Source organism: Stenotrophomonas sp. SORGH_AS_0282, assembly GCF_030818125.1.
GTDB classification, from domain to species: domain Bacteria; phylum Pseudomonadota; class Gammaproteobacteria; order Xanthomonadales; family Xanthomonadaceae; genus Stenotrophomonas; species Stenotrophomonas rhizophila_A.
Window position 1 is genome coordinate 3,270,421 of record NZ_JAUTAB010000001.1, and the last position, 26,888, is coordinate 3,297,308.

Annotated in this window: 27 protein-coding genes; 16 read left to right on the top strand and 11 right to left on the bottom strand. The window is 68.2% G+C overall.

Going from position 1 to position 26,888, the window contains the following annotated elements:
* The first annotated feature begins 37 nt into the window (after positions 1-37).
* From QE395_RS14830 to QE395_RS14840, 3 genes are read left to right on the top strand one after another with little or no spacing between them, the layout of a single operon-like run.
* Positions 38-607: an RNA polymerase sigma factor gene (locus QE395_RS14830; RefSeq protein WP_306990526.1), complete on the top strand. Its 570-nt coding sequence runs from the start codon at positions 38-40 to the stop codon at positions 605-607.
* A gap of 8 nt (positions 608-615) precedes the next feature.
* Entirely contained in the window at positions 616-933 is a 318-nt protein-coding gene (locus QE395_RS14835) for a hypothetical protein (protein ID WP_095364651.1), read from the top strand.
* 2 nt (positions 934-935) lie between these two features.
* A complete protein-coding gene (locus tag QE395_RS14840) occupies positions 936-1,355 on the top strand; it encodes a DUF3106 domain-containing protein (protein WP_068849384.1) in 420 nt (139 codons plus the stop codon).
* Positions 1,356-1,360: 5 nt separating this feature from the next.
* Here QE395_RS14840 and QE395_RS14845 read toward each other — a convergent pair whose 3' ends face one another.
* Both QE395_RS14845 and QE395_RS14850 read right to left on the bottom strand, forming a co-directional pair.
* Positions 1,361-2,443, bottom strand: a complete 1,083-nt coding sequence (locus tag QE395_RS14845) for an NAD(P) transhydrogenase subunit alpha (protein ID WP_093534542.1) — start codon at positions 2,441-2,443, stop codon at positions 1,361-1,363.
* Between the two features lie 706 nt (positions 2,444-3,149).
* Complete coding sequence (locus QE395_RS14850; RefSeq protein WP_095364639.1) at positions 3,150-5,465, bottom strand: DUF1631 domain-containing protein; 2,316 nt, start codon at positions 5,463-5,465, stop codon at positions 3,150-3,152.
* A gap of 332 nt (positions 5,466-5,797) precedes the next feature.
* Here QE395_RS14850 and QE395_RS14855 point away from each other — a divergent pair, with 332 nt between their 5' ends.
* Genes QE395_RS14855 through QE395_RS14870 form a run of 4 tightly spaced genes read left to right on the top strand, consistent with a single transcriptional unit; the run spans position 5,798 to position 8,641 of the window.
* Positions 5,798-6,373, top strand: coding sequence for a nitroreductase (locus tag QE395_RS14855; RefSeq protein WP_095364638.1), 576 nt, complete (start codon positions 5,798-5,800; stop codon positions 6,371-6,373).
* Positions 6,374-7,297, top strand: a complete 924-nt coding sequence (locus QE395_RS14860; protein WP_093532916.1) for a 5'-3' exonuclease H3TH domain-containing protein — start codon at positions 6,374-6,376, stop codon at positions 7,295-7,297.
* Entirely contained in the window at positions 7,294-7,845 is a 552-nt protein-coding gene (locus tag QE395_RS14865; RefSeq protein ID WP_306989798.1) for an NUDIX hydrolase, read from the top strand. Before QE395_RS14860 ends, QE395_RS14865 begins: the two co-directional genes overlap by 4 nt.
* Positions 7,838-8,641: an N-formylglutamate amidohydrolase gene (locus QE395_RS14870; RefSeq protein ID WP_237334315.1), complete on the top strand. Its 804-nt coding sequence runs from the start codon at positions 7,838-7,840 to the stop codon at positions 8,639-8,641. The genes QE395_RS14865 and QE395_RS14870 overlap by 8 nt, the downstream gene beginning before the upstream one ends.
* Here the strand turns inward: QE395_RS14870 and QE395_RS14875 are convergent.
* Positions 8,619-10,049 carry an MFS transporter gene (locus QE395_RS14875; RefSeq protein WP_095364637.1) on the bottom strand — a complete coding sequence of 477 codons (1,431 nt, stop codon included), beginning with the start codon at positions 10,047-10,049 and terminating at the stop codon, positions 8,619-8,621. The genes QE395_RS14870 and QE395_RS14875 overlap by 23 nt on opposite strands.
* Positions 10,050-10,156: 107 nt before the next feature.
* Here QE395_RS14875 and QE395_RS14880 point away from each other — a divergent pair, with 107 nt between their 5' ends.
* Positions 10,157-11,041 carry a LysR family transcriptional regulator gene (locus QE395_RS14880; protein WP_210131983.1) on the top strand — a complete coding sequence of 295 codons (885 nt, stop codon included), beginning with the start codon at positions 10,157-10,159 and terminating at the stop codon, positions 11,039-11,041.
* A gap of 73 nt (positions 11,042-11,114) precedes the next feature.
* On the opposite strand, the gene pip is transcribed toward QE395_RS14880, so the two are convergent.
* On the bottom strand, positions 11,115-12,059 hold the full coding sequence (gene pip, locus QE395_RS14885; protein WP_095364635.1) for a prolyl aminopeptidase: 945 nt from the start codon (positions 12,057-12,059) through the stop codon (positions 11,115-11,117).
* Positions 12,060-12,093: 34 nt separating this feature from the next.
* A complete protein-coding gene (gene prmC / locus QE395_RS14890) occupies positions 12,094-12,951 on the bottom strand; it encodes a peptide chain release factor N(5)-glutamine methyltransferase (RefSeq protein ID WP_249833782.1) in 858 nt (285 codons plus the stop codon).
* Between the two features lie 342 nt (positions 12,952-13,293).
* Here prmC and ahpC point away from each other — a divergent pair, with 342 nt between their 5' ends.
* The 5 genes from ahpC to QE395_RS14915 all read left to right on the top strand — a co-directional run bounded on the left by ahpC (position 13,294) and on the right by QE395_RS14915 (position 18,205).
* The gene (ahpC, locus tag QE395_RS14895; protein ID WP_068849365.1) at positions 13,294-13,857 is read left to right on the top strand and encodes an alkyl hydroperoxide reductase subunit C; all 564 of its coding nucleotides are present in this window, start codon (positions 13,294-13,296) and stop codon (positions 13,855-13,857) included.
* Positions 13,858-14,008: 151 nt separating this feature from the next.
* Positions 14,009-15,601: an alkyl hydroperoxide reductase subunit F gene (gene ahpF, locus QE395_RS14900; protein ID WP_093532920.1), complete on the top strand. Its 1,593-nt coding sequence runs from the start codon at positions 14,009-14,011 to the stop codon at positions 15,599-15,601.
* A 92-nt stretch (positions 15,602-15,693) separates the two neighbouring features.
* Positions 15,694-16,650 carry a LysR substrate-binding domain-containing protein gene (locus tag QE395_RS14905; RefSeq protein ID WP_068849361.1) on the top strand — a complete coding sequence of 319 codons (957 nt, stop codon included), beginning with the start codon at positions 15,694-15,696 and terminating at the stop codon, positions 16,648-16,650.
* 136 nt (positions 16,651-16,786) lie between these two features.
* Entirely contained in the window at positions 16,787-17,191 is a 405-nt protein-coding gene (gene rnk, locus QE395_RS14910; protein ID WP_068849359.1) for a nucleoside diphosphate kinase regulator, read from the top strand.
* Between the two features lie 51 nt (positions 17,192-17,242).
* Complete coding sequence (locus QE395_RS14915) at positions 17,243-18,205, top strand: transaldolase (protein ID WP_249833781.1); 963 nt, start codon at positions 17,243-17,245, stop codon at positions 18,203-18,205.
* A gap of 587 nt (positions 18,206-18,792) precedes the next feature.
* Here the strand turns inward: QE395_RS14915 and msrA are convergent.
* Together msrA and QE395_RS14925 are read right to left on the bottom strand one after the other, a co-directional pair.
* The gene (gene msrA, locus QE395_RS14920) at positions 18,793-19,443 is read right to left on the bottom strand and encodes a peptide-methionine (S)-S-oxide reductase MsrA (protein ID WP_306990528.1); all 651 of its coding nucleotides are present in this window, start codon (positions 19,441-19,443) and stop codon (positions 18,793-18,795) included.
* A 30-nt stretch (positions 19,444-19,473) separates the two neighbouring features.
* On the bottom strand, positions 19,474-19,740 hold the full coding sequence (locus QE395_RS14925; protein ID WP_068849355.1) for a DUF2007 domain-containing protein: 267 nt from the start codon (positions 19,738-19,740) through the stop codon (positions 19,474-19,476).
* Positions 19,741-20,030: 290 nt separating this feature from the next.
* Here QE395_RS14925 and QE395_RS14930 point away from each other — a divergent pair, with 290 nt between their 5' ends.
* Genes QE395_RS14930 through rlmM form a run of 3 tightly spaced genes read left to right on the top strand, consistent with a single transcriptional unit; the run spans position 20,031 to position 23,439 of the window.
* On the top strand, positions 20,031-21,779 hold the full coding sequence (locus QE395_RS14930; RefSeq protein WP_210131989.1) for a glutamine--tRNA ligase/YqeY domain fusion protein: 1,749 nt from the start codon (positions 20,031-20,033) through the stop codon (positions 21,777-21,779).
* 28 nt (positions 21,780-21,807) lie between these two features.
* Positions 21,808-22,368: a nucleoside deaminase gene (locus QE395_RS14935; RefSeq protein WP_095364630.1), complete on the top strand. Its 561-nt coding sequence runs from the start codon at positions 21,808-21,810 to the stop codon at positions 22,366-22,368.
* A gap of 24 nt (positions 22,369-22,392) precedes the next feature.
* Positions 22,393-23,439, top strand: coding sequence for a 23S rRNA (cytidine(2498)-2'-O)-methyltransferase RlmM (gene rlmM / locus QE395_RS14940; RefSeq protein WP_306989806.1), 1,047 nt, complete (start codon positions 22,393-22,395; stop codon positions 23,437-23,439).
* A gap of 39 nt (positions 23,440-23,478) precedes the next feature.
* Here the strand turns inward: rlmM and QE395_RS14945 are convergent, their stop codons facing one another.
* From QE395_RS14945 to ubiH, 4 genes are all read right to left on the bottom strand, one after another.
* The gene (locus tag QE395_RS14945; protein WP_095364629.1) at positions 23,479-23,904 is read right to left on the bottom strand and encodes a hypothetical protein; all 426 of its coding nucleotides are present in this window, start codon (positions 23,902-23,904) and stop codon (positions 23,479-23,481) included.
* Between the two features lie 156 nt (positions 23,905-24,060).
* Positions 24,061-24,375, bottom strand: coding sequence for a hypothetical protein (locus QE395_RS14950; protein ID WP_141236301.1), 315 nt, complete (start codon positions 24,373-24,375; stop codon positions 24,061-24,063).
* A gap of 117 nt (positions 24,376-24,492) precedes the next feature.
* Positions 24,493-25,668 carry a UbiH/UbiF family hydroxylase gene (locus QE395_RS14955; RefSeq protein ID WP_306989809.1) on the bottom strand — a complete coding sequence of 392 codons (1,176 nt, stop codon included), beginning with the start codon at positions 25,666-25,668 and terminating at the stop codon, positions 24,493-24,495.
* A complete protein-coding gene (gene ubiH, locus QE395_RS14960) occupies positions 25,665-26,870 on the bottom strand; it encodes a 2-octaprenyl-6-methoxyphenyl hydroxylase (RefSeq protein ID WP_068854550.1) in 1,206 nt (401 codons plus the stop codon). Before ubiH ends, QE395_RS14955 begins: the two co-directional genes overlap by 4 nt.
* Positions 26,871-26,888: the final 18 nt, after the last annotated feature.

Genomic DNA, 26,888 nt, shown 5'->3' on the forward strand with positions numbered 1-26,888 from the left:
CGTTCTCACCGTATCCCCCCTGCGCGAGCGCTACCCTGTGCTGGTGAGCCCCTCCCTGCCGCCCCTGGCTGACGATGCCGATGCCGAAACCGTGTTGCCGGTGTCGCTGGATGCGTTCCTGGCCGGGATCGGCCCGCGCGCGTTCCGCTTCGCCGAGGCCGGGCTGCGCCAGCGCGACGACGCATTGGACGCGGTGCAGGACGCGATGCTGCGCATGCTGGCCTACCGCGACAAGCCCGCAGGGGAGTGGTCCCCGCTGTTCTGGAGCATCCTGCGCCGCCGGGTGGTCGACCTGCAGCGCCGCCGCGGCTTCCGGCTGCGGTTCTGGCGCAGCAGCGACGAGCTGGCCGGCGACCACGACATCGACTGGGCCGATCCTGGACCCGGCCCGGCCCAGGCCCATGAGCAGCGCGACCAGTACGCGGCGCTGGTCAGGGCATTGCGCGATCTACCTGCACGCCAGCGCGAGGCCTTCACCCTGCGCGTGCTGCAGCAGCTCGACGGCGCCACGACCGCAGCGGCCATGGGCTGCAGCGAGGGCGCGGTCAAAACCCATCTTTCGCGCGCCCGGCAGGCGTTGCAGCAGCACCTGGAGATTGAACTGTGAGCCGCCCCGTGCCCCCCACCCTTCCCGATGACGCCGCACTGGCGCAGCTGCACGCACATGCGGTGACCCAGCTATCTCCCGCCACGCTGGCGCGCCTGCGTGCCGCGCGGCATGCGCCGCAGCGGGCCCGCGCGCACGGCTGGTGGCTGGCCACCGCATGTTCGCTGGTGGTGGCGCTGGGCCTGGGCATCAGCTTCACCGCCCGACCGCCTGCGGTCACCCCGATGCAGGTGGCGGCCATGGCGGCGGATGACAGCAGCGACGTGCTCGACGAGAATCCGGACCTGTACCTGTGGCTGGGCGCCACCGACCTGGCAATGGAGTGAACATGAAACCGCGACTGACCCTGGCACTGGTACTGCTCTCGCTGAGCGCGGCCAGCGCCGCGCAGACCTCGACGCTGCCCGAGTGGGACAAGCTCACCCCGCAGCAGCGGGATGCGCTGATCGCGCCGGTACGCGACCGCTGGAACGACGCGCCGCCGCCACAGCGAGAGCGCATGCTGCAGCATGGCCAGCGTTGGCAGAGCATGACCCCGGAACAGCGCGAGCTGGCGCGGCGCGGCCGCCACCGTTTCGAGAACATGAGTCCGGAGCAGCGCGAGCAGGCCCGCGCGCTGTTCGCGCAGATGCGCGGCATGACCCCGGCCCAGCGCGATGCGCTGCGAGAGCGCTGGGGCAGCATGAGCCCGGAGCAGCGGCAGGAATGGCTGAAGGCCAATCCGGTCAAGGATCTGCCGCCGCGGTAGCGATATCAGTTCGCAATCCAGCGCGTTTTCGCCAGCAGCTCATCGTCCCAGTCAAACGCCACCGCGCCATCCTTCAGGAACAGCGCGACGAAGTTGTAGAGGTTGCGCGCATACATCTCACTGGCGTGCACCGCACCCTGGCTGGCCAGGTTGAGCGGGCCGTCCACGGTGACGCCGCCGACGTCGACGGTTTCGCCCGGCCGGGTGGCCTCGCAGTTGCCGCCGGTTTCAGCCGCCAGGTCCACGACCACGCTGCCTGGGCGCATGCCCTGCACCATCGCGCTGGTGACGATCTTCGGCGCGGGGCGGCCGGGCACGGCGGCGGTACAGATCACCACATCGACCAACCGCAGGTGCTCGCCCAGCCGGCGCTGCTGCTCGGCCCGCTCGTCGTCGGTCAACGGACGGGCGTAACCGCCCTCGCCCACCGCGCTGACGCCAAGGTCAAGGAACTTGCCACCGAGCGATTCAATCTGTTCGCGGGTCTCCGGGCGCACATCGAAGCCCTCCACCTGCGCCCCAAGGCGGCGCGCGGTGGCAATGGCCTGCAGGCCGGCCACGCCGGCGCCCACCACCAGCACGCGCGACGGCCGGATGGTGCCGGCGGCGGTGGTCAGCATGGGGAAGAAGCGCGGTGCCAGCTGGGCGGCAATCAGGGTGGCCTTGTAGCCGGCCATGCCGGCCTGCGAACTGAGCACGTCCATGGACTGTGCACGGGTGGTACGCGGCAGGCGCTCCAACGGAAATGCCTGCAGCCCACCTGACTGGATCACGCCGGCGCGTTCGGCGTCGGCCTGCGGGTGCAGCATGCCGACCAGGCTGGCACCGGATTTGAGCTGGCGCAGCCGCGCGGTTTCCGGCGGCTGCACGCACAGCACGATGTCGGCCTGGCCCAGGCGGGTGTCATCGGCGAGCTGCGCGCCGACATCCAGGTAGGCCTGGTCGGTAAAGCCGGCGCGCGTGCCGGCGCCCGGTTCGATCCACACGGCAGCGCCCAGCGCGATGTACTTGCGCGCCGTTTCCGGCGTCAGCGCTACGCGGCGTTCGCCCTGCGCGTGTTCCTTGACCCCCAACACCTCGACAGCCATGCATGTCCCCGAGCAGCGGTAAGTGGTGGGATCGTAACCCGATTGGCTGGTTTGGATGTCTTTCCGCTGGAAGCGCTGCCTTGAATCCGATGTCGCTTGGGTGCCGGCCGTTGGCCGGCAGCTTCATGCATTCAGGCGGACAGCCATTGCCTGACGGGTTACCGCGCAGGGCCGGCGGGTGCGGGGGTACGGGGGGCGCCGTGAACCCATCCATGGGGGCTCTTGCGAAACATCCATGTTTCGCAAAGCCCCCGTACCCCCGCACCCGCCGACCCTCCCGAATTCGGTCGGTGGCCATGGAAGATCAAACGCAGTTCCGATCATTTCCATGCGTTACCGCGCGCGGGCGTTACAACGGCAGTCGTTTGGGAACCGACCCTACCCTGCCCCATGTGATCCGCGTAGAGCCACGCCCTGCGTGGCTGATTTTTCCAGCCGCACGCGATCCACCATCGAGGGGAGGCCGGCGGGCAGCCCCTGTAGGGACTGTCAAAAACATGGATGTTTTTGCCAAGCCCCCAAGGGTGAAGGCGCACTGCTTGCGAGGCACTGCCTCGCGTGCGACTGAACGCACAGCCGCTGGCGGCTGGGCCGGGGCCCGGAGGGCGGTTTACGGCGTGTCCCGTAAGGGGCTGCCCGTCGGCCTCCCCGCCACGTAGCAACCGAAACGCTGCCTTTGACGTTGACGTTGCTGCAAGCGGCAACCTCAGTGAACCGTAGCGCCCTTGGTGTCCAGGCGATCGATCACGCCCTGCATGGCGCTGTCGAAGGCGCCGTCGTCGATGTGCGCGCGCAGGCGGCCGAGGCGCACCATGACCGCCAGTTCTTCCGGCGAGGCCACGCAGAAACGCACGCCGCGTCGGTTCACGAACAGCAGGCGCTGCGAGATCGGGCTGACCCAGGAAAGTTTGCCGGCCTGGACTTTGCCGTCCTTGTCGACGAAATCGAGCCAGCTGCCGATTTCCAGGCCGCGGAAACGGTCGGCATCGGCATTGTCGAAATCGGTGACGTCGACCTTGCTGCCCAGCTCCACGCCCGCGCTGTCCGCAGGCGGCGGCGTCGGCAGGACCACGTGGGGCAGCTCCGGCAGCGCGCGTTCCAGTTCCGGGCGCGATTCGGCAATGGACTGCAGCGTGTCATGCAGCGAATCGATCGCCGCGTTGGCGCCATCGGCGTGTACGCCGACACTGGCAAACACCTTGCGCAGCACCGGGTGCCATGCCTGCAGCCACGGCTTGCCGACGATCTGGCGCCGGGCTTCGGACACTTCTTCCAGGATCCCGTCCGCCAACGCGAGCGCCTCGCTCACGGAAGGGCCGTCGTCGCCTTCGCGCAGCACCGCCAAGGTGAGATGGTGCTGCCACGGCTGCCGCAGGAAATCGCCGATGGCCTGCGGCAGTGCCGTATCGGCAATCCGCCAGTCCAGTTCGGATGCCGCGCGGGTGCGCGCCACTTCCAGCTTTTCCTGGCCGCGCTGGGTCTCGGCCGCGCGGCGCTCGGCGATTTCGATGCGGCGGCGGTGCTGGGCCAGGAAGTCGCGGAATTCTTCTTCCAACGTCAGGAAGATGGCCAGGTTCTCGTTGAACTCGGCCACCAGCCGCTCGATGATTTCCTCGACCTTGCCCATCAGCACGCGCTCGGCCTGGCTCTCGCCGGTGTTGCCTTCGCAGGCCTCGGCCAGCGAATTGAGCAGCTTGCGCGCCGGGTGGGTCTTCTGCACGAACATGCGGCGGTCGAGCATGGCCACCTTCACGAAGGGCACCACCAGCCGGCCGATCAGCTCGCGCGAGCGACCTTCCAGGTCGCGCTCGTCCAGCATCACATCGAACAGCATGCCCACCAGGTCGATCGCATCTTCATCCTGCGGGTCCAGGCGCGCCTGCGCCGGGTCCACGCCGAGCCGGGTTGCCCCGGACAGCACTTCGCTCTTCAGCCGCTGCGCCAGCGATTCGCCGTCTTCGCCGATCGCCGCGCGCAGGGTCGCACTCGGCGTGGCCTGCAGCAGCGACAGCACCGACATCATTTCGCGCTGGCTCAATGGGCGCTGTTGGCCCACCGCCACGCTTGCGGCGGAGGTCGCGTCTTCGCGGACATGCCGGGTCTGCTGCAACAGCTCGTGCAGCGCTTCCAGCAACATGCCCTGGTTTCCGCTCATCCCGTCCGGGCCTTCGGCTGCATGGTCATGCGCGGCCTGCGCCGACTGCATGCGGCCACGGCTGGCCGCCCAGCGGTCGGCGAAGCGCCGTGCCCAGGCCGGGGCCGCACCGTCGTCGGCTGCGCCGCTTTCGGTTTCCAGAGCCTGGACCAGCTCGTCCAGCTCCTGCCGGGGCGTGGGCGTGGGCGGACGCGGCGCGGCGCGGCGCGGGGCGGCCATCTGCGGCATCACACCAGCAGCGGCGAGTTGTTCGTCGAGTTTCTCGTAACGCTTGCCGATCGGCGCGTGCAGGTCGCGCTCGCACAGCTTGATCAGCACCAGGCGCACTTCCGGCGCCAGTTCACAGTCTGCGAAGGCCTCATGGATGGCCACGCCGATGTGTTCGGGGCTGATCGGGTTGCTGTCGGCGTTCAGTTCCAGCCCGCCGGCAATCCAGCCCAGGCGGCGGTCAAGCCGGCCCAGTACCGGCTTCCAGTCGCGCAGCAGCACGGTGGCGAAGTTGCGCACCGCCAGCCGCGATTCCAGCACGTGCTCGGGGACCAGGCTGAGCCCTTCCCCGCCCGCACCGGCCAGCGTGGCTTCGGCCGACAGCGGCTCAGCATGCTCCAGCGCGTCCCAGGCCCTGGCCAGGTGCCCGCGGAAACCGGCCACGATGTCTTCACGGCGCCGACGCAGTTCACGCATGCCATCGAGGAACAGCAGCTGCGACGCGCCAGCGGTGCCGGCACGGTCGAACAGCACGTCGTCGAAGCGGGCGATCACGGTCGCGAACGACTCGGCCAGGCCCGGCAGGGCGGCCTCGCGTGCAAGCTTCAACAGCGCCGGGTCGCGACCCGGCTGTCCCGATACGTTGGGCGTGGCGATCATGCGAAAAGGCTCCCCACCCTCGCTGGTACAGAATGCAGCATGGATACAACAGGCACGGGCGTCCCCAAGACACCAGCACACGGATGGTAGGACGCCCCACCGGTCAGGGACAGTGAAACAGTCCGCACTTTGAACCTCATGACCCGGGTGCCGGCAGGCCTTGTATCGTAAGGCCAGCGCGGGTGGGAAGCGAGTACAGCGACGTGAAGGAGTGCCATTAATTAAGTGAGGTTCATCACGTTTTGTCGCAAATGGGCAGGAGATCGCCGGAAGACGGGTCACAAACTGCCCCGACTATAATCAGGGCCACCCCGAAGCCCGACAGAGACCCCATGCTCGACTCCCCTGCGCTGCAAGCCCTGGACGCCCGCCGTTCGGTTCCCGCCCTGCAACTGGGCGCGCCCGGACCGGACCCGGCCACCCTGCAGCGGATGCTGACCTCGGCCGTGCGCGTGCCCGACCACGGCAAGCGGGTGCCCTACCGCTTCCTGCGCATCGCCGGCGATGCCCGCCTGCAGCTGGGTGAGTTCCTGGCCCGGCGCAGCCGCGAGCGCGACCCCACTGCCTCCGATGCACAGGTCGAGAAGGACCGGCTGCGCTTTTCGCATGCCCCGCTGATCATCACCGTCATCGCCGCGCCTACGCCCAGCCCGAAGGTGCCGGAACTGGAGCAGCTGATGACCGCCGGCTGCGTCTGCTTCGTCCTGTTGCAGGCCGCGCAGGCGCTGGGCTTTGGCGCCCAGTGGCTGACCGCCTGGATGGCGTTCGACCCGGCCGTGCATGCCCACCTGGGCCTGGCCGAGCATGAGCAGATCGTGGGTTTCATCCATATCGGCACCCCGAAGACCGCCGTGCCCGAACGCGAGCGCCCTGATCCGGCCGCGCTGCTGCAGGACTGGGTGGGCTGAGTGCACACGCCTCTCTACCTGGTGGATGCCAGCCTGTACGTGTTCCGGGCCTGGCATTCGATGCCCGATGAATTCCAGGACCAGCAGGGCTGGCCGACCAACGCGGTACATGGCTTTGCCCGCTTCCTGCTCGACCTGCTGGAGCGCGAGCGCCCACAGCACATCGCCATCGCCTTCGACGAGGCGCTGGACAGCTGCTTCCGCCACACCCTCTACGCTGCCTACAAGGCCAACCGCGATCCCGCGCCCGACGCGCTGCGCCGCCAGTTCGCGCACTGCAAGGCGCTGTGCAGCGCGCTGGGCCTGGCCGTGCTGGCCCACCACGAGTACGAGGCCGACGACCTGATCGGCAGCGCGCTGCATGCGCGCCGCCCGACCGGCATGCGCGGGGTGATCATCTCGGCCGACAAGGACCTGTCGCAGCTGCTGTTCGAGCATGACGAGCAATGGGATTACGCCCGCAACCAGCGCTGGGGCATGGCCGGGGTCAAGGCCCGCCACGGCGTGCATGCGCACCAGATCGCCGATTACCTGGCACTGTGCGGCGATGCGGTCGACAACATTCCCGGGGTGACCGGCGTCGGCGCCAAGTCGGCCGCCGTGCTGCTGGCCCATTTCGGCAGCCTGGACACCCTCTACGAGCGGCTGGACGAAGTGCCGTTCCTGCGCCTGCGCGGCGCCGCCCAGATGGCGGTGCGGCTGCGCGAGCAGCGCGAGCATGCGCTGCTGTGGCGGCAGCTCACCACCATCGCGCTGGATGCACCGCTGGATGCGGCGCAGGGCGATTTCAGCCGCTCCAGCGCCGATCCGCAAATGCTGCAGGGCCTGTGCGAGGCGCTGCGCTTTGGTCCGCTGACCCGGCGCCGGCTGTTCAACGCTGCCGGCATTCCCGATATTTCTCCTCCCGCCAGCGAGTTCGCATGAACCCCAACACGCAAGCCCCGAAGGTCGTCTACGAAGGCAAGTACCAGCGCATGGTCGTGCGCGGCTTGTGGGAGTACAGCGAACGCACCCACGCCGGCGGACTGGCCGCGATCATCATCGCCGTCACCCCCGACGACAACGTGCTGTTCGTCGAGCAGTTCCGCGTACCGCTGCAGGCCAACACGATCGAGATGCCGGCCGGCCTGGTGGGCGATATCGACGCGGGAGAATCGATTGAAGACTCGGCCGTGCGCGAGCTGGAAGAAGAAACCGGCTGGACCGCCGAGCATGCCGAAGTGTTGATGATCGGCCCGACCTCCTCCGGTGCCAGCAGCGAGAAAATCGCCTTCGTGCGCGCCACCGGCCTGCGCAGGGTCGGCGAAGGCGGCGGCGATGCCAGCGAGGACATCACCGTGCATGAGGTGCCGCGCGCCCGCGCGGCGGCCTGGCTGGTGGAGAAGATGGGCCAGGGCTACCAGCTGGACGCGAAGTTGTGGGCTGGGCTGTGGATGATCGAGCACCACCTGGATGGGACCGCACGTGGCTGACTCCCGCGCGCTTCCGCTGGCGGCCGCGCCCCTGCTTGGCGCGGAGGATCCGGCACCGTTCACCGTGCTGCATCCGGCCGGGCGTTCGGCGTATGTGCTGATCGCCGACCACGCCGGCCAGCAGGTGCCGGGGGTGCTGGCGAACCTGGGGCTGCCGCAGGTCGAGCGCGACCGCCATATCGGCTTGGACATCGGCATTGCCGGGGTCACCCGCGAACTGGCGCGGTTGCTCGACGCGTGGGCGATCACCCAGACCTATTCGCGGCTGGTGATCGACTGCAACCGTCCGTTGGCGTCGCCGACGCTGATTCCCGAGGTCAGCGACCATACCGTTGTGCCGGGCAACGCCGGGCTGTCGGCCGCGCAGCGCCAGCAGCGCATTGATGCGATCCACGCGCCCTACCATGCGCGCATTGCCGCCGAGCTGGATGCACGCGCCGGGCAGCAGCGCCCGACGCTGCTGGTGATGATGCACAGCTTCACCCCGCGCATGAACGGTGCGGACCGGCCGTGGCATGCCGGGGTGCTGTACCACCAGGACACGCGCCTGGCGCATGCGCTGCTGCAGGCACTGCGCGACGAAGGCGACCTGGTGGTGGGCGACAACGAACCGTACTCGGTCAGCAGCACCAGCGATTACGCGGTGCCGGTGCATGGCGAAGGCCGCGGGCTGCTGCACGTTGAGCTGGAAATCCGCCAGGACCTGATCGCCGATGCCGCCGGTCAGCGCGCGTGGGCCGAACGCTTGGCACGGGTTTTCACCGCGCTGGACGTTACCGCGCGGCCAACTCCGTAACCGGCACGGCGGCGCCGGTTTTCTCCGGGCGCAGCCACAGCGCTACGGCCACGCCCAGCAATGCGAACAGCGCCGCGCCGTACTGCGCATGGACCAGCCCCTGCAGTGCTTCGGGGCTGGTTCCCAGCGCGCTGGTGCTGCGGTTCGCATTGGCCAGCATCACCAGCAGCGCCAGGCCCAGTGCGCCCCCGATCTGCTGCGCGGTGGCGGCCATGCCCGAGGCCACGCCCTGCTGCGTGGCCGGCACGCCCTGCCCGGCCACGATCCACATTGCCGTCCAGGTCATGCCCTGGCCGATGCTCAGCACCACGATCCCCGGCAGCAGCGCCCAGTAAGTGGCGCCATATGGCAGCGCCACCGCCACCGCGCCGATGCCGATCGCGCCGGCGGCCATGCCCAGCGCCAGCACCTGGCGCGGCGAACGCCGGCGCAGCATCCGTTCGCTGATGCGGATGCCGAACGTGCACACCAGCGTGGGTGGCAGGAACGCCAGGCCGGCCTGCAGCGCGCTCCAGCCGTAGCCATCCTGGAAGTACAGCGCCAGGAAGTAGTACTGCACGCCGAAGCTGCTCATGAACACCATCGTCAACAGCATGGCAGCGCGCAGGCTGCGCAGGCGCAGCAGCGAAAACTGCATCAACGGGTCGCGGCTGCGCTGTTCGATCGCCACGAAGGCGGCCAGCAGCGCCGCGGAGGCCAACAGGCAGCCCAGCGTGCGCGGCGCGGCCCAGCCCCACTCCGGCGCCTGCACCAGCGTGGTCACCAGCAGGCTGCCGCCCAGCGTGACGGTCAGGCAGCCGGCCAGGTCGAACGAGCGGCCGCGCAGCTTCGCCGCATCGCGCGGCAGCCACCAGCCTGCCAGCAGCGCGCAGGCGCTGGCGAAGGGCACGATCACCAGCAGCACAGACGACCAGCCGAAGCTCTGGGTGAGCACGCCACCGAGCAGCGTACCCAGCGCCAGGCCGCCGGCGCTGGCCATCGACCAGATCGCCAGCGCCCGGTTGCGCGCTGCCCCTTCGGCGTAGAGCGTGCTGATCAACGACAACGTGGCCGGGAACAGCAGCGCTGCGCCGATGCCCTGCACGGCGCGTGCGGCGATCAACACCCCACCGCTGCTGCTGAGCCCACCCACCAGCGAGGCCAGGGCGAACAGCGCCATGCCGCTGCGATAGACCCGGCGCCGGCCGATCAGGTCGGCGGCGCGACCGCCCAGCAGCAGGCAGCCGCCGAAGGCCACGGTGTAGGCGCTGACGATCCACTGCAGCTGCTGGGCGTTGATGCCCAGCTGCACGCCCATCTCATGCAGGGCCACGAAAATGATGGTGGCGTCCAGCGCGATGATCAGCTGGGCCATGGCCAGCAGGGTCAACGCCAGGCGGGGCGGGAAAGCAGGTGCGGAGTGGGTCATGCCGGTGGGTACGAGGGGGAGGCGGGCAGTCTCATTGATGACGTCGAACAAATAAACCCGGATACTTCGATTTCTGTCATGCATTTTCGCATTAATCGGACGTCGCCATGGATCTCAATGCCGTGCGCATGCTGGTGCAGGTGGCCGAAGCCCGCAGTTTCACGGCGGCCGCCGGGCAGCTCGGCATCAGCCAGTCGGGGTTGTCGCGCGCGATCGGCCGGCTGGAAAGCGAACTGGGCGTACGCCTGCTCCAGCGCACCACCCGCGCGGTCAGCCTGACCCCGGATGGACGCCAGTTCGTGGAGCACTGCACGCCCCTGTTGTGCGGGCTGGAGGATGCCGAACGCCGGCTGGGCGACCGCCCCTGCACGCCCTCGGGTGTGCTCAAGCTGACCGCACCGTCGATGTTCGGGCGCAAGGTGCTGGTGCCGTTGACCGGACAGCTGATGGCCCGCTACCCGCAGCTGCAGTTCGAGCTGGTGCTCAACGACCGCCTGGTGGACCTGGTCGAAGAAGGCTTCGACGCCGCCCTGCGCACCGGCCCGATCAGCGACGTGCGCATGGTGGCGCGGCCGCTGCGGCCGCTGCGTTGGGTAACCGTGGCCTCACCCGGCTACATCGCCCGGCATGGCGCGCCGGAAAGCGTCGATGCGCTGCAGGACCACACCTGCCTGGCGGTGCGCAACCTGCGCAGCGGACGGCTGGTGGACTGGCAGTTCCGCGACGGCGATGGGCTGCGCGACTTCACCGCGCCCGCGCGGATGGTGTTCGACAGCGGCGATCCACTGGTGGAAGGCGCGCTGGCCGGGGTCGGCATCGTACAGGTGATGGATTTCGCAGTGGCCGATGCGTTGGCCGGCGGCCGCCTGGTGCGAGTGCTGGAACCCTTCGAGGGCCGCACGCGGGCGTTGTCGCTCGTCTATCCGCCGTCGCGGCAGGCCTCGCCGAAATTGAAGGTGCTGGCCGAGGCGCTGTCCGCCGGCACCTGGTGACCGCCAGCCACGACCCACGGTCGTGGCCTACCGTCCCGTCCCGGCAGGTACCCACCGTGGGTGGGTACGTGCATCAGGCGGCGAAACCATCCGTCGCGCGCACCAGCGCATCGATGGTCTCTGCCTCGAACGCGGAATGGCCCGATGCCGGGCTGATCTCGAGCGTGGATTTCGGCCAGGCCTTGTGCAGCTCCCACGCATTCTGCAGCGGGCACACCACGTCGTAACGGCCATGCACGATCACGCCCGGGATGTCGGCGATGCGGTGCGCGTCGCGCAGCAGCTGATCTTCGACCTCGAAGAAGCCGCCGTTGACGAAGTAGTGGTTCTCGATGCGCGCGAAGGCCAGCGCGAAGCGCGGGTCTTCATGGCTGTTCACGAAGTCGGCATCCACGTGCAGGAAGCTGGTGGCCCCTTCCCACACGCTCCACGCCTTGGCCGCGGCCAGGCGGGTGGCTTCATCGTCGCTGGTGAGGCGGCGGTGGAAGGCGGAAATAAGGTCGTGCCGTTCCACCGCCGGGATCGGCGCCAGGTAGTGTTCCCACGCATCGGGGAACAGGCGGTTGGCACCTTCCTGGTAGAACCATTCCAGTTCCCAGCGGCGCAGCATGAAGATGCCACGCAGCACCAGCTCGGTGACCTGCTGCGGGTGGGTCTGGGCATAGGCCAGCGCCAGGGTCGAACCCCAGCTGCCGCCGAAGACTTGCCAGCGTTCTACCTTCAGGTGCTCGCGCAGCTTCTCGATGTCGGCCACCAGATCCCAGGTGGTGTTGTCCACCAGGTCGGCGTGCGGGGTGGAACGGCCAGCACCGCGCTGGTCGAACAGGATGATGCGGTACTTGGCCGGATCGTGGAACTGGCGCATCTTGTCGCTGCAGCCGCCGCCGGGGCCGCCGTGCAGCATCACCACCGGCTTGCCCTGCGGATTGCCGCACTGTTCGAAATACAGCGTGTGGCGGTCGTCGACCTTCAGGCTGCCAACGTCGTAGGGGGTGATGGCCGGGTACAGCGTGCGCATGGGTGGAGCTCCAGTGGAATCACGGTCGCTCATTCTACCGCTGGGTGGTGGGCCACCGTCCCAGGCTCACCCGGTCGCGCTGCTCCAGGTCCAGCGCGGTTTCCACCTCGACGAATCCGGCGCCCTCCAGCAGCGCGCGGATCGCTTCGCCCTGGTCCCACCCGTGTTCCACCAGCAGCCAACCGCCCGGCTGCAGGTGCGCGGGCGCGCCGGCGATGATCAGGCGGATGTCGTCCAGCCCGTCGTGGCCAGACGCCAGTGCGGTGGCTGGTTCGAAGCGCAGGTCGCCCTGGGCCAGGTGCGGGTCGTCGCTGGCGATGTACGGCGGATTGCTGGCGATCAGGTCGAAGCGCTCGCCGGCCAAGGGTGCATGCCAGGATCCCTGCCGGAACGCGACGTTGGCCAGCCCATGCTGGCGGGCATTGCCGGCAGCGACCGCGATCGCATCGCCACTCATGTCCGTGGCCACGATCTGCGCCAGCGGGCGTTCACTGGCCAGGGCCAGCGCAATGGCACCGCTGCCGGTGCCCAGGTCGGCGATCCGCAGCGGCATGCCCTCCGGCAGCCGCTCCAGGGCCAGTTCGACCAGCCGTTCGGTTTCCGGGCGCGGAATCAAGGTGGCCGGGCTGACCGCCAGGTCCAGGGTCCAGAAGCCGCGCCGGCCCAGCAGGTAGGCCACCGGCTCACCGGCAATGCGACGCTGCAGCAGCGCCGCGAACGCCTCCGCCGTGGCCGGGTCAAGCAGGTCGGTGGCATGCGCGAACAGCCAGCCGCGCTCACGCCCCAACACATGCAGCAGCAGCAGTTCGGCTTCGTGCCGGCCTTCCACCCCGGGCAGCACGCGGGCGGCGGCGGCAAGCAGCTGGCGGATCTCCTGTGGAGTGGCGGTCATGGCGGGCCTGGGCGTCGGTGGGGGCGCAGTGTAGGCCAATGGCGGCACGGGCCGGCCGCCGCGACCGGTTGTCGCAGCCACCTCGCGACGCTGAAAGGCGGTTCAGGCACCGCGACGGGCGGATAACCTGCGGCTATCACCGCGCGGCGCGAGGAAATGATGAAAATCCTTTCCACACAATGGGCTACGAATGAATAGCGGCCCGCGTTCACTCGGGAATCAGGCCGTTTCGATAGACTGTGTCTATCGTATTGATGAAATCAATGCATTTTCCTTATCGAAACCCAGCCGGTACTCTGTGTTGGCTGATTCACCCATCCCCCTTCACCACGAGGAATATCGATGTCGCTCATCAACACCCAGATCAAGCCGTTCGAAGCCAACGCCTATCAGAATGGCGAATTCATCAAGGTGTCGGACAGCACCCTGAAGGGCCAGTGGTCGGTCCTGATCTTCATGCCGGCCGCCTTCACCTTCAACTGCCCGACCGAGATTGAAGACGCCGCCGATCATTACGCCGAGTTCCAGAAGGCCGGTGCCGAGGTGTACATCGTCACCACCGACACCCACTTCTCGCACAAGGTGTGGCACGAAACCTCGCCGGCCGTCGGCAAGGCCCAGTTCCCGCTGGTCGGCGACCCGACCCACCAGCTGACCAACGCCTTCGGCGTGCACATTGCCGAAGAAGGCCTGGCCCTGCGCGGCACGTTCATCATCAACCCGGAAGGCGTGATCAAGACCCTGGAGATCCACTCCAACGAGATCGCCCGTGACGTCTCCGAGACCCTGCGCAAGCTGAAGGCTGCCCAGTTCACCGCCGCCAACCCGAACCAGGTGTGCCCGGCCAAGTGGAAGGAAGGCGAGAAGACCCTGACCCCGTCGCTGGACCTGGTCGGCAAGATCTAAGCAACGCCTCATCCCCATTCCCGTTGCGACGGGAGTGGGGGTGAATCCAAGCCGGTGCGCCCGCGCCCGCTTCGGTTCACCCCTACGCCGCCCAGATGTACCGTAGTGGTACGTCGACGCCGTTCCTTTGCCTGAATCAAGGAGTTTCTCGATGTTGGATGCCAACCTCCAGTCCCAGCTGAAGACCTACCTGGAACGCGTCACCCGGCCGATCCAGATCACCGCGCACGCCGACGACGGCGCCAAGTCGCAGGAGATGCTGGAGCTGCTGGAAACCCTGGTCAGCCTGTCCAGCCAGATCACCCTCGACGTGCGCCGCGACGGCGCCGAGCGCACCCCCTCCTTCGCGTTGACCACGCCGGGCCAGGACATCCACCTGGCCTTCGCCGGCCTGCCGATGGGCCACGAATTCACCTCGCTGGTGCTGGCGCTGCTGCAGGTCGGCGGCCACCCCTCCAAGGCAACGGCCGAGGTGATCGAGCAGGTACAGGGGCTGGAAGGCGAGTACCGGTTCGAGACCTACTTCTCGCTGTCCTGCCAGAACTGCCCGGACGTGGTCCAGGCACTCAACCTGGCGGCGGTGCTGAACCCGCGCATCCAGCACGTGGCGATCGACGGTGGCCTGTTCCCGGCCGAGGTCGAAGCACGCCAGATCATGTCCGTGCCCACCGTGTACCTCAACGGTGAAGTGTTCGACCAGGGCCGCATGAGCCTGGAGCAGATCGTGGCCAAGCTGGACACCGGTTCGGCCAAGCGCGATGCGGCGAAGATCGCCGCGAAGGCGCCGTACGACGTGCTGGTCATCGGCGGCGGCCCGGCCGGCGCCGCTGCAGCGATCTACGCCGCCCGCAAGGGCATCCGTACCGGCGTGGCAGCCGAGCGTTTCGGTGGCCAGGTCCTGGACACCATGGCGATCGAGAACTTCATCTCGGTCAAGGAAACCGAAGGCCCGAAGCTGGCCATGGCACTGGAACAGCACGTGCGCGAGTACGACGTGGACATCATGAACCTGCAGCGCGCCAGCGGCCTGGTGCCGGCCGGCGACGATGGCCTGGTCGAGATCAAGCTGGAGAACGGCGCATCGCTGAAGTCGCGCTCGGTAATCCTGTCCACCGGTGCGCGCTGGCGCCAGATGAACGTGCCCGGCGAAGACCAGTACCGCAACAAGGGCGTGGCCTACTGCCCGCACTGCGACGGTCCGTTGTTCAAGGGCAAGCGCGTGGCGGTGATCGGCGGCGGCAATTCCGGGGTGGAAGCGGCGATCGACCTGGCCGGCATCGTGACGCATGTGACCCTTCTGGAGTTCGACGACAAACTCCGTGCCGATGAAGTCCTGCAGAAGAAGCTGCGCAGCCTGGGCAATGTCACCATCATCACCAGCGCGCTCACCCAGGAAGTACTGGGCGATGGTCAAAAGGTGAACGGCCTGGTCTACAAGGACCGCGTGGGTGGCGACGCCCACCGGGTCGAGCTGGAAGGCATCTTCGTGCAGATCGGGCTGCTGCCCAATACGGAGTGGCTGAAGGACGCGGTGGCGCTGTCGCCGCGCGGCGAAGTGGTCATTGACGACCGCGGCCAGACCAGTGTTCCGGGCGTGTTCGCCGCGGGAGATTGCACAACCGTACCCTACAAGCAGATCATCATCGCCATGGGCGCCGGTTCGACGGCCGCGCTGAGCGCTTTTGACCACCTGATCCGAACTACCGTTCCCAAGAGCAGCGGCGCCGTCGCCGAAGCTGCCTGAAACGTCCGGTTCCCCGCTTGCGGGGAACCTTTTTTACCTGCTGGGGAAACCACGCCATCGCCCGGTCCATTACCGTCTAGAGGTACAAGGAAATGAACCTACGTGATCTGAAATATCTGGTGGCGTTGGCTGACCATCGCCACTTTGGTCGCGCGGCGGCGTCCTGCTTCGTCAGCCAGCCCACGCTCTCGACCCAGATCCGCAAGCTCGAGGATGAGCTGGGCCTGCCGCTGGTGGAACGTTCCCCGCGCAAGGTGATGCTGACCCCGGCCGGGCTGGAAGCGGCCGCCCGCGCGCGCTCGATCATGGGCGAAATCGAACAATTGAAAGAAGCGGCGCGGCGCAGCCGCGACCCGGAAGCGGGCACGGTCCGGCTGGGCATCTTCCCCACGCTGGGCCCCTACCTGCTGCCGCACGTCATCCCCAACATCCGCGGACGCTTCCCGCAGCTGGAACTGCTGCTGGTCGAAGAAAAAAGCGACGAACTCCTGCACCGGCTGCGCGACGGCCGGCTGGACGCGGCGCTGTTGGCACTGCCCCTGGACGACGACCAGCTGCACGCCGAGTTCCTGTTCGAGGAACCGTTCCTGTTGGCCGTCTCCGGCCAGCACCCGCTGGCGCGACGCCTGCACCTGGACGTGCAGGAACTGTCTTCGCAGAAGCTGCTGCTGCTTGAAGACGGGCACTGCCTGCGCGACCAGGCGCTGGCGGTGTGCCGGCTGTTCGGTGCCAACGAGAAATCCGAATTCCGCGCCACCAGCCTGGAGACGCTGCGCCAGATGGTCGCGGCCGACGTCGGCATCACCCTGCTGCCGACGCTGTCGGTGAAGCCGCCGGTGCCGCGCTCGGACAACATCCGTCTGCTCGACTTCGAAGGCGAAGACCGCCCCAGCCGGCGCATCGCGATGGCCTGGCGGCGCAGCTCGGCCATGACCGGGTTCCTGGAACAGCTGGCCGAGCAGTTCAAGCGGCTGCCGGAGGCATTGTTCATGCTGGACCCCGCCGATGGCGCCCCGGACCGGCCGCAGCCGCTGCAGGCGCGGGCCTGACGGTCACGCTGAACCGGCCATGCCGGGGTGCCCCGGGCCTGGGTCGCATCCGCTGCGGATAGGCAGCACAATAGGACAAGGCGGTGCCAGCAGGCGCCGCCTTTTGCTTGGGTCTTCCATAAACAAGGAGTTTCAGATGTCTACCGCCAGCGGCTTGCCGCCGTCCATCACCGTTTCCAGTCACGACATGGACCGCCTCGAGGCCATGCTCGACGGACCCACCGTCGCCAAGACGCCTGCGGCGCTGGCCCTGGCAGATGAGTTGAACCGTGCGACCGTCGTGGCGCCGGAACAGATGCCCGAAGGCGTGGTCATGATGCATTCCCGGGTGGAATGCGAAGATGAGCTGCACGGCGACAAGCACGAGCTGACGCTGGTGTACCCGCGCGAAGCCGATGTCGACCAGGGCAAGGTCTCCATCCTCGCACCGGTGGGCACCGCACTGCTGGGCCTGGCCGTTGGCCAGTCGATGGACTGGGATGCACCTGGCGGCCGCAAACTGCGCCTGCGGGTGAAGGCCGTCCACGCCCCCAAGATTTGATCGTCCCTGCCACGCACCGCGCAGGGCCCAGGTAACGTTCCAGGAGCCGCAATGAGCACCGCAACCCCGTCCAAACTTTCGCAGCTGCGCGACCTGTCCGTGGTCGTGGCCGACACCGGCGATTACGAGGCGATCAAGCGCCTGAAGCCGGTCGACTGCACGACCAATCCCACGCTGGTCAAGAAGGCACTCGACCTGCCGGTCTATGCCGAACTGATCGAGCGTGAACTGGCCTGGGGCCGTGAGCAGTCGGGCGAGCGCGAAACCGTCGTGCACGCCGTGGCTGACCGCCTCACCGTGGGCGTGGGCACGCTGCTGAGCACGCTGGTGCCGGGCCGTGTGTCCACCGAAGTCGACGCCGACCTGGCGCACGACACGGCGAACACGGTGACCAAGGCGCGCCAGTTCATCGCCATGTACGAAGCGGCCGGCGTGCCGCGCAGCAAGGTGCTGATCAAGATCGCCGCCACCTGGGAAGGCGTGGAAGCCGCCCGCCAGCTGCAGGCCGAAGGCATCGACTGCAATCTGACCCTGATCTTCAACCCGACCCAGGCGCTGGCCTGCAGCGAGGCCGGCGCGTTCCTGATCTCCCCGTTCGTCGGCCGGATCCTGGACTGGTACGTGGCCAACGGCCAGGCCCCGGCCAACATCGACGCCGACCCGGGCGTGGTGTTCGTGCGTGGCGTGTACGCCGAGTTCAAGCGCCGCGGCTCGCCGACGGTGGTGATGGGCGCCTCGTTCCGTTCCACCGCGCAGATCGAAGCACTGGCCGGTTGCGACCGCCTGACCATCTCGCCGGACCTGCTGGAAAAGCTGGACGCCGACCACGGCGACCTGCCGCGCAAGCTGGTGGCGGGCGCCCCCGAAGCGATCACCGTCACCCCGATCGACGCGGCGACATTCGCCGCCGACCTGGCCGCCGACCCGATGGCCACCGAGAAGCTGGCCGCCGGCATCGACGCATTCGCCAAGGACCTCGAAGCGCTGCGCCAGACGATTCGCGAACGGCTGTAAGCCGTAGTTGTTACCGATGTAAAAGCGGGACGGATGCTGCGATTGCATTCGTCCCGTTTTCATTTGAGATTTCCGCGAACGGCTGGCGTTTCAGTTCATCCGAGCAGGGCGGCCGTCGGCCAGCCCCGCTCCGGGACACGCCGTCCATGGGGGCTTGGCAAAAACATCCATGTTTTTGACAGTCCCTACGGGGGCTGCCCGCCATCCGCCCCAGATGGTGAGTCGCATGCGGATGGAAAGAGCAGACACGCATGGCGTGACCCTACGCGGTGCGCTGGTAGGTTCGGTTCCCGAACGAACGCACGCAACCCACCACCGTCCGGTAACGCATGAAAATGATCGGCACTGCCGTTGATCTTCCCGTGGCCCCCAACACACCGTCGAGGGTCGGCGGGGGCGGGTTTGCGGGACTGTAGAAAACATGGATGTTTTCTACAAGCCCCCATGGATGGGTTCACGGCGTGTCCCGCAAACCCGCACCCGCCGGCCCAGCTCAGGCCATGCGCAGGCTACCGGCTGTTCGCCAAAACGCATGAAGGTGCCGGGCAACGCCCGGCACCTCCAGCATCAAATGCAACCAGGAGCTGTTAAGCCCCAACCCCGATCGGGCAACTCACCCCAGTCCCACCAATCCCGCAATAGCCATTCGGATTCTTGGCCAGGTACTGCTGGTGGTAATCCTCAGCGTAGTAATACGTAGGCGCCGGATATTCGATCTCGGTAGTGATCGACCCCAGCCCAGCCTCGGTCAAGCGCTGCTGATACGCATCGCGGCTGGCCAACGCCGCATCGAACTGGGCCTGGGACGTGGCGTGGACCGCCGAACGGTACTGGGTGCCGGTATCGTTGCCTTGGCGCATGCCCTGGGTCGGGTCGTGGTTCTCCCAGAACACCTGCAGCAGCTCGCCCAGGCTGATGATCGCCGGGTCGAAGACCACCTCCACGATCTCGGTGTGCCCGGTCAGGCCCGAGCACACTTCCTCGTAGGTCGGGTTCGGGGTCACCCCGCCCGCATAGCCCACCGAGGTCGAATACACCCCCGGCAAGGTCCAGAACTTGCGCTCCGCGCCCCAGAAGCAGCCCATGGCGAAGCGGATGCGCTCCAGCCCGGCGAAGCCGTCCTTCAGCGGGTGGCTGTTCACGTAGTGCTGGTTGTGCAGCGGCAGCGGGTGCTCGCGGCCGGGCAGCGCCTCTTCCGGGCGCGGCAGGCGCTGCTTGAACGCCCCGATACCCAACAGGCCCTTGGCAATCCCCAACATGGCGCTCTCCTAGGCCGGCAACAGGCCGGCGCTTTCGTCACCGTCGAATATGGGGTCGTCCTGTGGCCCGCCCAAGTCCAGCCCGGCCACGATCTGCTCCGCCTCCGGGCGGGCCAGGTCCGGAACGCAGACCCGCAGCACCCCGAACAGCGGCAGCTCGCCCATCCCGCCCAGCAGCGACTCACCGAAAACGAAGGCCGGAATCCCGGCCGCCTCCAGCGCGTGCTTGACCAGATGGGCGTCGAACAGGTTGTCGGCCTGGTAGATCACGTGCATGGGGCAGGCTCCGGGCGAGTTCGTGGCCAGCATACGCGGTCGGCATGAACACGTGGGCCGGGGCTTTGCCGGGACCGGTCTGTGTGCTAGCCCCCTGAGTCAGGGGGCGGCCGCGAAGCGGCGGGGGTATGGGTGCTGGTGAGAAGGGGCCCAAGGTTTGCGCAGCAATCCTTGGGGCGACAGCGCGCATGCGATGGCGCGTACCCCGACCAACGGTCGGCACCTACCGTCTAACGCGTCCCGGGGGGACGCGTTAGACTGACGATCTTTCTGCCTTCTGCCTGCGCATCATGTCCGAGCCTACTGCCGCCCCTACCGACGCCCTTCCGGAAACCCACGAAAAGCGGGATTTCATCCGTCAGATCGTCCGCGAGGACCTGGCCGCCGGCAAGCATGCCGCGATCAAGACGCGCTTCCCGCCCGAGCCCAACGGCTACCTGCACATCGGCCATGCCAAGTCGATCTGCCTGAACTTCGGCATCGCCGGTGAGTTCGCCGGCGTCTGCAACCTGCGCTTCGACGATACCAACCCGGCCAAGGAAGACCCCGAGTACGTGGCTGCCATCCAGGATGACGTGCGCTGGCTGGGCTTCACCTGGAACGAACTGCGGCATGCCTCCGACTACTTCGACGCCTACTATCTGGCCGCCGAAAAGCTGATCCGCGACGGCAAGGCCTATGTCTGCGACCTCTCGGCCGAGGAAGTGCGCGCCTACCGCGGCACCCTGACCGAACCCGGCCGCCCCTCGCCCTGGCGCGACCGCAGCGTGGACGAAAACCTGGACCTGTTCCGCCGCATGCGCGCCGGTGAGTTCCCCGACGGCGCGCGCACCGTGCGCGCCAAGATCGACATGGCCAGCGGCAACATCAACCTGCGCGATCCCGCGCTGTACCGCATCAAGCACGTCGAGCACCAGAACACCGGCAACGCCTGGCCGATCTACCCGATGTACGACTTCGCCCATGCCCTGGGCGATTCCATCGAAGGCATCACCCACTCGCTGTGCACCCTGGAATTCGAAGACCACCGCCCGCTGTACGACTGGTGCGTGGACAACGTCGACTTCGCCCATGACGATGCGCTGACCGCGCCACTGGTCGAACGCGGCCTGCCGCGCGAAGCTGCCAAGCCGCGCCAGATCGAATTCTCCCGTTTGAACATCAACTACACCGTGATGAGCAAGCGCAAGCTGATGGCGCTGGTCACCGAACAGCTCGTCGATGGCTGGGAAGACCCGCGCATGCCGACCCTGCAGGGCCTGCGCCGCCGTGGCTACACCCCGGCCGCGATGCGCCTGTTCGCCGAACGCGTGGGCATCAGCAAGCAGAACTCGATGATCGACTTCAGCGTGCTCGAAGGCGCGCTGCGCGAAGACCTCGACAGTGCCGCCGCGCGCCGCATGGCCGTGGTCGACCCGGTCAAGCTGGTGCTGACCAACCTGCCCGAGGGCCATGCCGAAACGCTGACCTTCTCCAACCACCCCAAGGACGACGCCTTCGGAACCCGCGAAGTGCCGTTCGCGCGCGAACTGTGGATCGAGCGCGAAGACTTCGCCGAGGTGCCGCCCAAGGGCTGGAAGCGCCTGGTGCCCGGTGGCGAAGTGCGTCTGCGCGGCGCCGGCATCATCCGCTGCGATGAAGTGATCAAGGATGCCGACGGCACCATCACCGAACTGCGCGGCTGGCTGGATCCCGAATCGCGTCCCGGCATGGAAGGCGCCAACCGCAAGGTCAAGGGCACCATCCACTGGGTCAGCGCCGTGCACGCCGTGCCGGCCGAAATCCGCCTGTACGACCGCCTGTTCTCGGTGCCCAACCCGGACGATGAGTCCGAAGGCAAGACCTACCGCGACTACCTCAACCCCGAGTCGCGCCGCACCGTCACCGGCTACGTCGAACCGGCCGCGGCCACCGCCGCGCCTGAACAGTCGTTCCAGTTCGAGCGCACCGGCTACTTCGTCGCCGACCGCCGCGACCACACCGCCGCCGCCCCCGTGTTCAACCGCAGCGTCACCCTGCGCGACACCTGGTCGGCGTAAGCCCCACCGCATTCGAAAGGCCTGTCCCATGCTGTACGCGCAAGTCCACCTCACCCTGCCCGCCTGGATCCATGACCAGATCGACCTGGCCCGTGCGTATCCCGGCGATGCCGCCAAGGTCGCCCTGGCGATCGAACTGTCGCGGCTGAACGTCGAGGCGGAAACCGGTGGCCCGTTCGGCGCCGTGGTGTTTGGTCCGGACGACCGCGTCATCGCGGCCGGCGTCAACCGCGTGGTGCCGCACAGCACCTCGCTGGCGCATGCCGAGAACATGGCCTACATGCTGGCCCAGCAGCGCCTGCAGACGCCGCGCCTGAACGACGTGCTGTCGCCGATCACCCTGGCCACCTCCTCGCAGCCGTGCTGCCAGTGCTACGGCGCCACCATCTGGGCCGGCATCGACCGGCTGCTGATCGGCGCCAGCGCGCAGGATGTGGAAGAACTGACCCCGTTCGATGAAGGTCCGCTGCCGGCCGACTGGATCGGCGAACTCAACAAGCGCGGCATCGAGGTCGTGCGCGACATCGAACGCGACGCGGCGCGCGCAGTGCTGCGCCAGTACGGGGAGATCAACGGTGCGCATTACTGATACCCACGCCATGGGCGTGCGTCGATGAGTGGCCTGCTGTGCCTGTGCCGGCAGGGCTTCGAGCCCGAACTTGCTGGTGAACTTGCCGAGCGTGCCGCCTACGCCAACATCGCCGGTTACGCCCGTACCCAGCGCAACGATGGCTACGTGCTGTTCGCCACCGACGAGGGCGCCGCGCTGTCCAAAGCGTTGCCGTGGCGTTCGCTGATCTTCGCCCGCCAGAAGCTGGTGGTGCTGGCCGAGCTGCGCGAGCTGGATCCAACCGACCGGATCACCCCGATCCTGGCCGCGCTGGACGGCCAGCAACGCTTCGGCGACATGTGGGTGGAACATCCCGATTCGGACGAAGGCAAGCCGCTGGCCGGCCTGGCCCGCGCCTTCGGCAATGCCCTGCGCCCGGCGCTGCGCAGGGCCGGCCTGCTCACCGACAAGCCCAACACCAGCCTGCCACGCGTGCATGTCGTGTTCGTTGACGGTCGCCATGCATTTGTCTGCGTGGCCGATACCCGCGACAGCGCTCCCTGGGCACTGGGCATTCCACGCCTGAAGCTGCTGCCCGACGCGCCGTCGCGCTCGGCGCTGAAGCTGGACGAAGCGCTGTTGACCCTGATGAGCCCGGAAGAGCGCGAGCAGCTGGTCAAGCCCGGCATGCGCTCGGCCGACCTGGGCGCCGCCCCGGGCGGCTGGACCTGGGTGCTCACCCGCCAGCACATGCACGTGATCAGCGTGGACAACGGCCCGCTGCGCGAGCACGTGCTGGAAACCGGCTTGGTCGAACACCTGCGCGCCGATGGGTTCCACTGGCAGCCCGAAGCGCCGCTGGACTGGATGGTCTGCGACATGGTCGAGCAGCCGCGCCGCGTGGCCGAGCGCATGGCCACCTGGTTCCGCGAGGGCTGGTGCCGGCACGCGATCTTCAACCTCAAGCTGCCGATGAAGAAGCGCTGGGACGAAACCCGGCTGTGCCTGGAGCTGTTCGAAGCGCAGGCCGGGCGACCGCTCACCGTGCGCGCCAAGCAGCTCTACCACGACCGTGAGGAAATCACGGTACTGGCGTGGACCGGGCGATGAAGGACGCGCGGCAGCGCTGGCTGCTGCGCTGAGAAGGGCTCAGCCCCTGGCGGGCCCCCGGAAGTGCTGCAGGCTGCGGGTCAGTTCCAGCGCTTTGTTCAACTGATTCAGGCGGTCATTGTTCCAGCTGTCATGGGCTCCGGAGGCCAACCGGGCCGGACCACGCTGGCGCTCGAGGTCGCGCTGCAGGGATTTGAGGCTGTTCAGCAGGAGCTTGGCCTGGCCCTCGGTCGGCGCGGCGGCGCCCTTGGAGCGGGCAAATTTGTCCAGGTTCACCTGGGCCCGAAGGCCATCCTCGCCCCGGCAGCCGATGCCGTACTGGTGGCACCTGTTGTTGATGTGCGTGATCAGTCCATTGAAATCCCTGGCGGCCGCCTCGGGATGGGCAACGATCGCGCGCACGGTCTTTTCAGCGTTGAACGACGCCGGCCGGAAAAGCTGGTTGAGAACCTCGGCAATGCTCATGATTCTTCCTCGAGAAGGGGAGCGACGCGTCCGCACCCGTTACGGTGGAACGCCTCCAGACCCGTTCAGTCTGCTGAAACGCAGGGGCCACCCACTTTCAAGAATCAATCATCCCGGGCTCGTCGCGCCAACGCGGGGGCCTCACCGCCGCACGCATCAGCCCTGGCGACGCCGGTTCAACGCGAGGCACTGCTTGACCGGGATACCCTGCTTGTGGGACAGCAACAGCTTCACGAAGTACTGGCAACTGTCGCGATCGACGTCGTCCTGCCGCACGGCCGCCACCGTGTGGACCTCACCGCCGACCGCGCGGGCCTCCGGGATGTCACGCAGCGGCTTCGACGCCACACCACGGTTGTGTATGGTGGTGAGCTGCAAGCCAAGCCTGCCAGAGACGCCTTGCGGAGCGCGGCCGAACATGCGGTTCGCCGACGACGGCTGTTGGGTACGATCAAGGGGCGAAAGTGCCATGGGGGAGTTCCGGAAGATGGGAAGCGCGACGCGCTGTCGAGGCCGGACAGCGCCAGCCGCGCCACAGTCTGCGCAGTGGCAGCCCAGCCCACTTCCAGATTTCGATCTCCCCGGGACCTACAGCCCCGCCGCGCGCTTCCACAGTGCCGACACCAGTGGCGGCAGGCGGCCCACGCCGCCCAGCGCGCAACCACGCGCCAGCGTCAAATGCATCTCGTCGTTGGAGAAAATGGTGTTGATCGCGTCAAAGCCATAGGCCGACACCGTGTTCTCGCTGCGGCGTTCGCGTGCCCACCGCTGCAGGCGGTCGGGCGAAGCCCAGTCCTGGCGTCGCTGCTGCGCACGCAGCACCGTGGCATGCAGCGCCGCCACATCGCGCAGGCCCAGGTTCACGCCCTGCCCGGCCAGCGGATGCACCACATGCGCGGCATCGCCCAGCGCCAGCACGTGGCCTGCCACGTAGGCACTGGCCAGCTGGCGGCGCAGCGGGAAGGCGGCGCGCCGCGAGGCCAGGGTCATCGCGCCCAGCCGGGCGCCGAAGGCGCGGGTCAGCTCGGCGTTGAAGGCGGCCTCGTCCAGCCCCAGCACGCGTTCGGCCTCCGCATCAGGGAGCGTCCACACGATGGAGTTGCGGTGCGTGCCGGCCGGCAGCACCGCCAGCGGCCCGGTGGTCAGGAAGCGCTGCCAGGCCGTGGCCTGGTTGTCCTGTTCGGTATCGATGTAGGCGACCACGCCGCGCTGCGCGTACTCCTGGCGGCTGACCTGCACGCCGGCCAGGCGGCGCAGGGTCGAGTCCGCGCCGTCGGCGGCGATGGCCAGCGCGGCGTCCAGCCGGCGCCCGTCCTCCAGCCGCACGCGCACGCCGTCGGCATCCTGTTCGAGCCCTTCCACCCGTGCCGGGCAGCACAGCTGCACACCCGCCGCCGGCAGGGCCGCCCACAGCCGGTCCACCAGCAGGTCGTTTTCCACGATCCAGCCCAGCTGCTCACGGCCCAGGCGGTCGGCATCGAACTGCAGTTCTTCACCGCCGGCGGCGTCCCAGACCCGCATGCGCCGGTACGTGCAGGCGCGCGCGGCCAGCACCGCCGGCCATACGCCGAGCGTACGCAGCAGCTTCGCGTTGTCAGGCGCGAACGCATACACCCGCAGGTCCGGCTGCTGCGGCTGCCACGCTGGCGGTTCGCGGCCTTCGACCAGGGTGACCTCCAGCCCGGCATCGGCCAGCGCCAGCGCGCAGGCGGCGCCCACCACGCCGCCGCCCACCACGATCACATCGCGCGCGCGCCGGCTCATGCGCCGGCTCCCCGGCACAACGCCGGGACCTCGCCGCGGAAGCCCATGGCACCGCCGACCAGCATCGACTGCATCGAGGTCGCCTGCGCTGCCAGCAGCCCGAGACTGCGCAGCGGGCGCATCAACGGCGCGGGATTGCTGGTCAGCCGTGCCAGCCCGCCGGAGAAGGCGATGGTCTGGCGGCGATCCTCGTCCCGGCGCGCGACATGCGCCTGCAGCAGCGCATCGCTGCCCACGTCGTCGGCCGTTTCGATCAGCTCGGCCAGGGTCAGCGCGTCGCGCAGGCCCAGGTTGAAGCCCTGCGCGCCCAGCGGATGGATGGTCTGCGCCGCATTGCCCAGCAGCACCGCGCGCTCGCCCACCAGTCCCTGCGCCAACACCTGCACCAGCGGGTAGGCACTGCGCGGGCCGCTTTCCAGCAGCCGCCCCGCGCGCCAGCCGATGGCCTGCTGCAGGCGCGCCAGCCAGGCCGCGTCGTCCAGTGCCAGCACCGCATCGGCCTGGTCGCGGGCCACGCTGTGCACCGCCCCGTAATGGCGGTCGCCCCGCGGCAGCAGGGCGGTCGGGCCGGTATCGGTAAACCGTTCGAACGCGGTGCCGTCCGGCGCGCGCGCCGAGCGGACGCGGGCCACGAACAGGGTCTGCTGGAAATCATGTTCGTCCACGCCGATGCCCAGCCCCTCGCGCACGCCACTGCGGGTGCCATCGGCGCCCACCACCAGCCGCGCCAGCAGGGTGCGCTCACCGGCATCGTCTGCGATCACCACTTCGCGGCAGCCATCGATCGTGGCGCCCAGCCTCACGAACCGCGCTGGCCGGTACCGGGTGAGGCGGCGCAGGCCCTGCAGGCGGGTTTCCAGTGCCTGGCCGAAATCGCGCGCCACCACCACCTGGCCGAACCACGGGCGATCGTACTGCGCAGCGTCCATCTGGACCCGGCCGAAATCACCGGCGCGGGTGACCTGGATGCGGGTGATCGGCCCCACCGCCGAGCCCAGCAGCGGCATCACCCCCAGCGCGGTCAAGGCATTGACCGTGGCGGCGGCAAAACTGAGGTTGCGCTGGTCGAACACCGGCGGCAGCGCGCCGGGCGGCGCGATCTCGACCAGCCCGACATCGCGGCCGGCCCGGTCCAGGGCAATGGCCAGGCTGGCCCCGACCAGGCCGCCGCCCACGATCACTACGTCATGACGTTCACTCATGCCGCCCATGATAGTGCG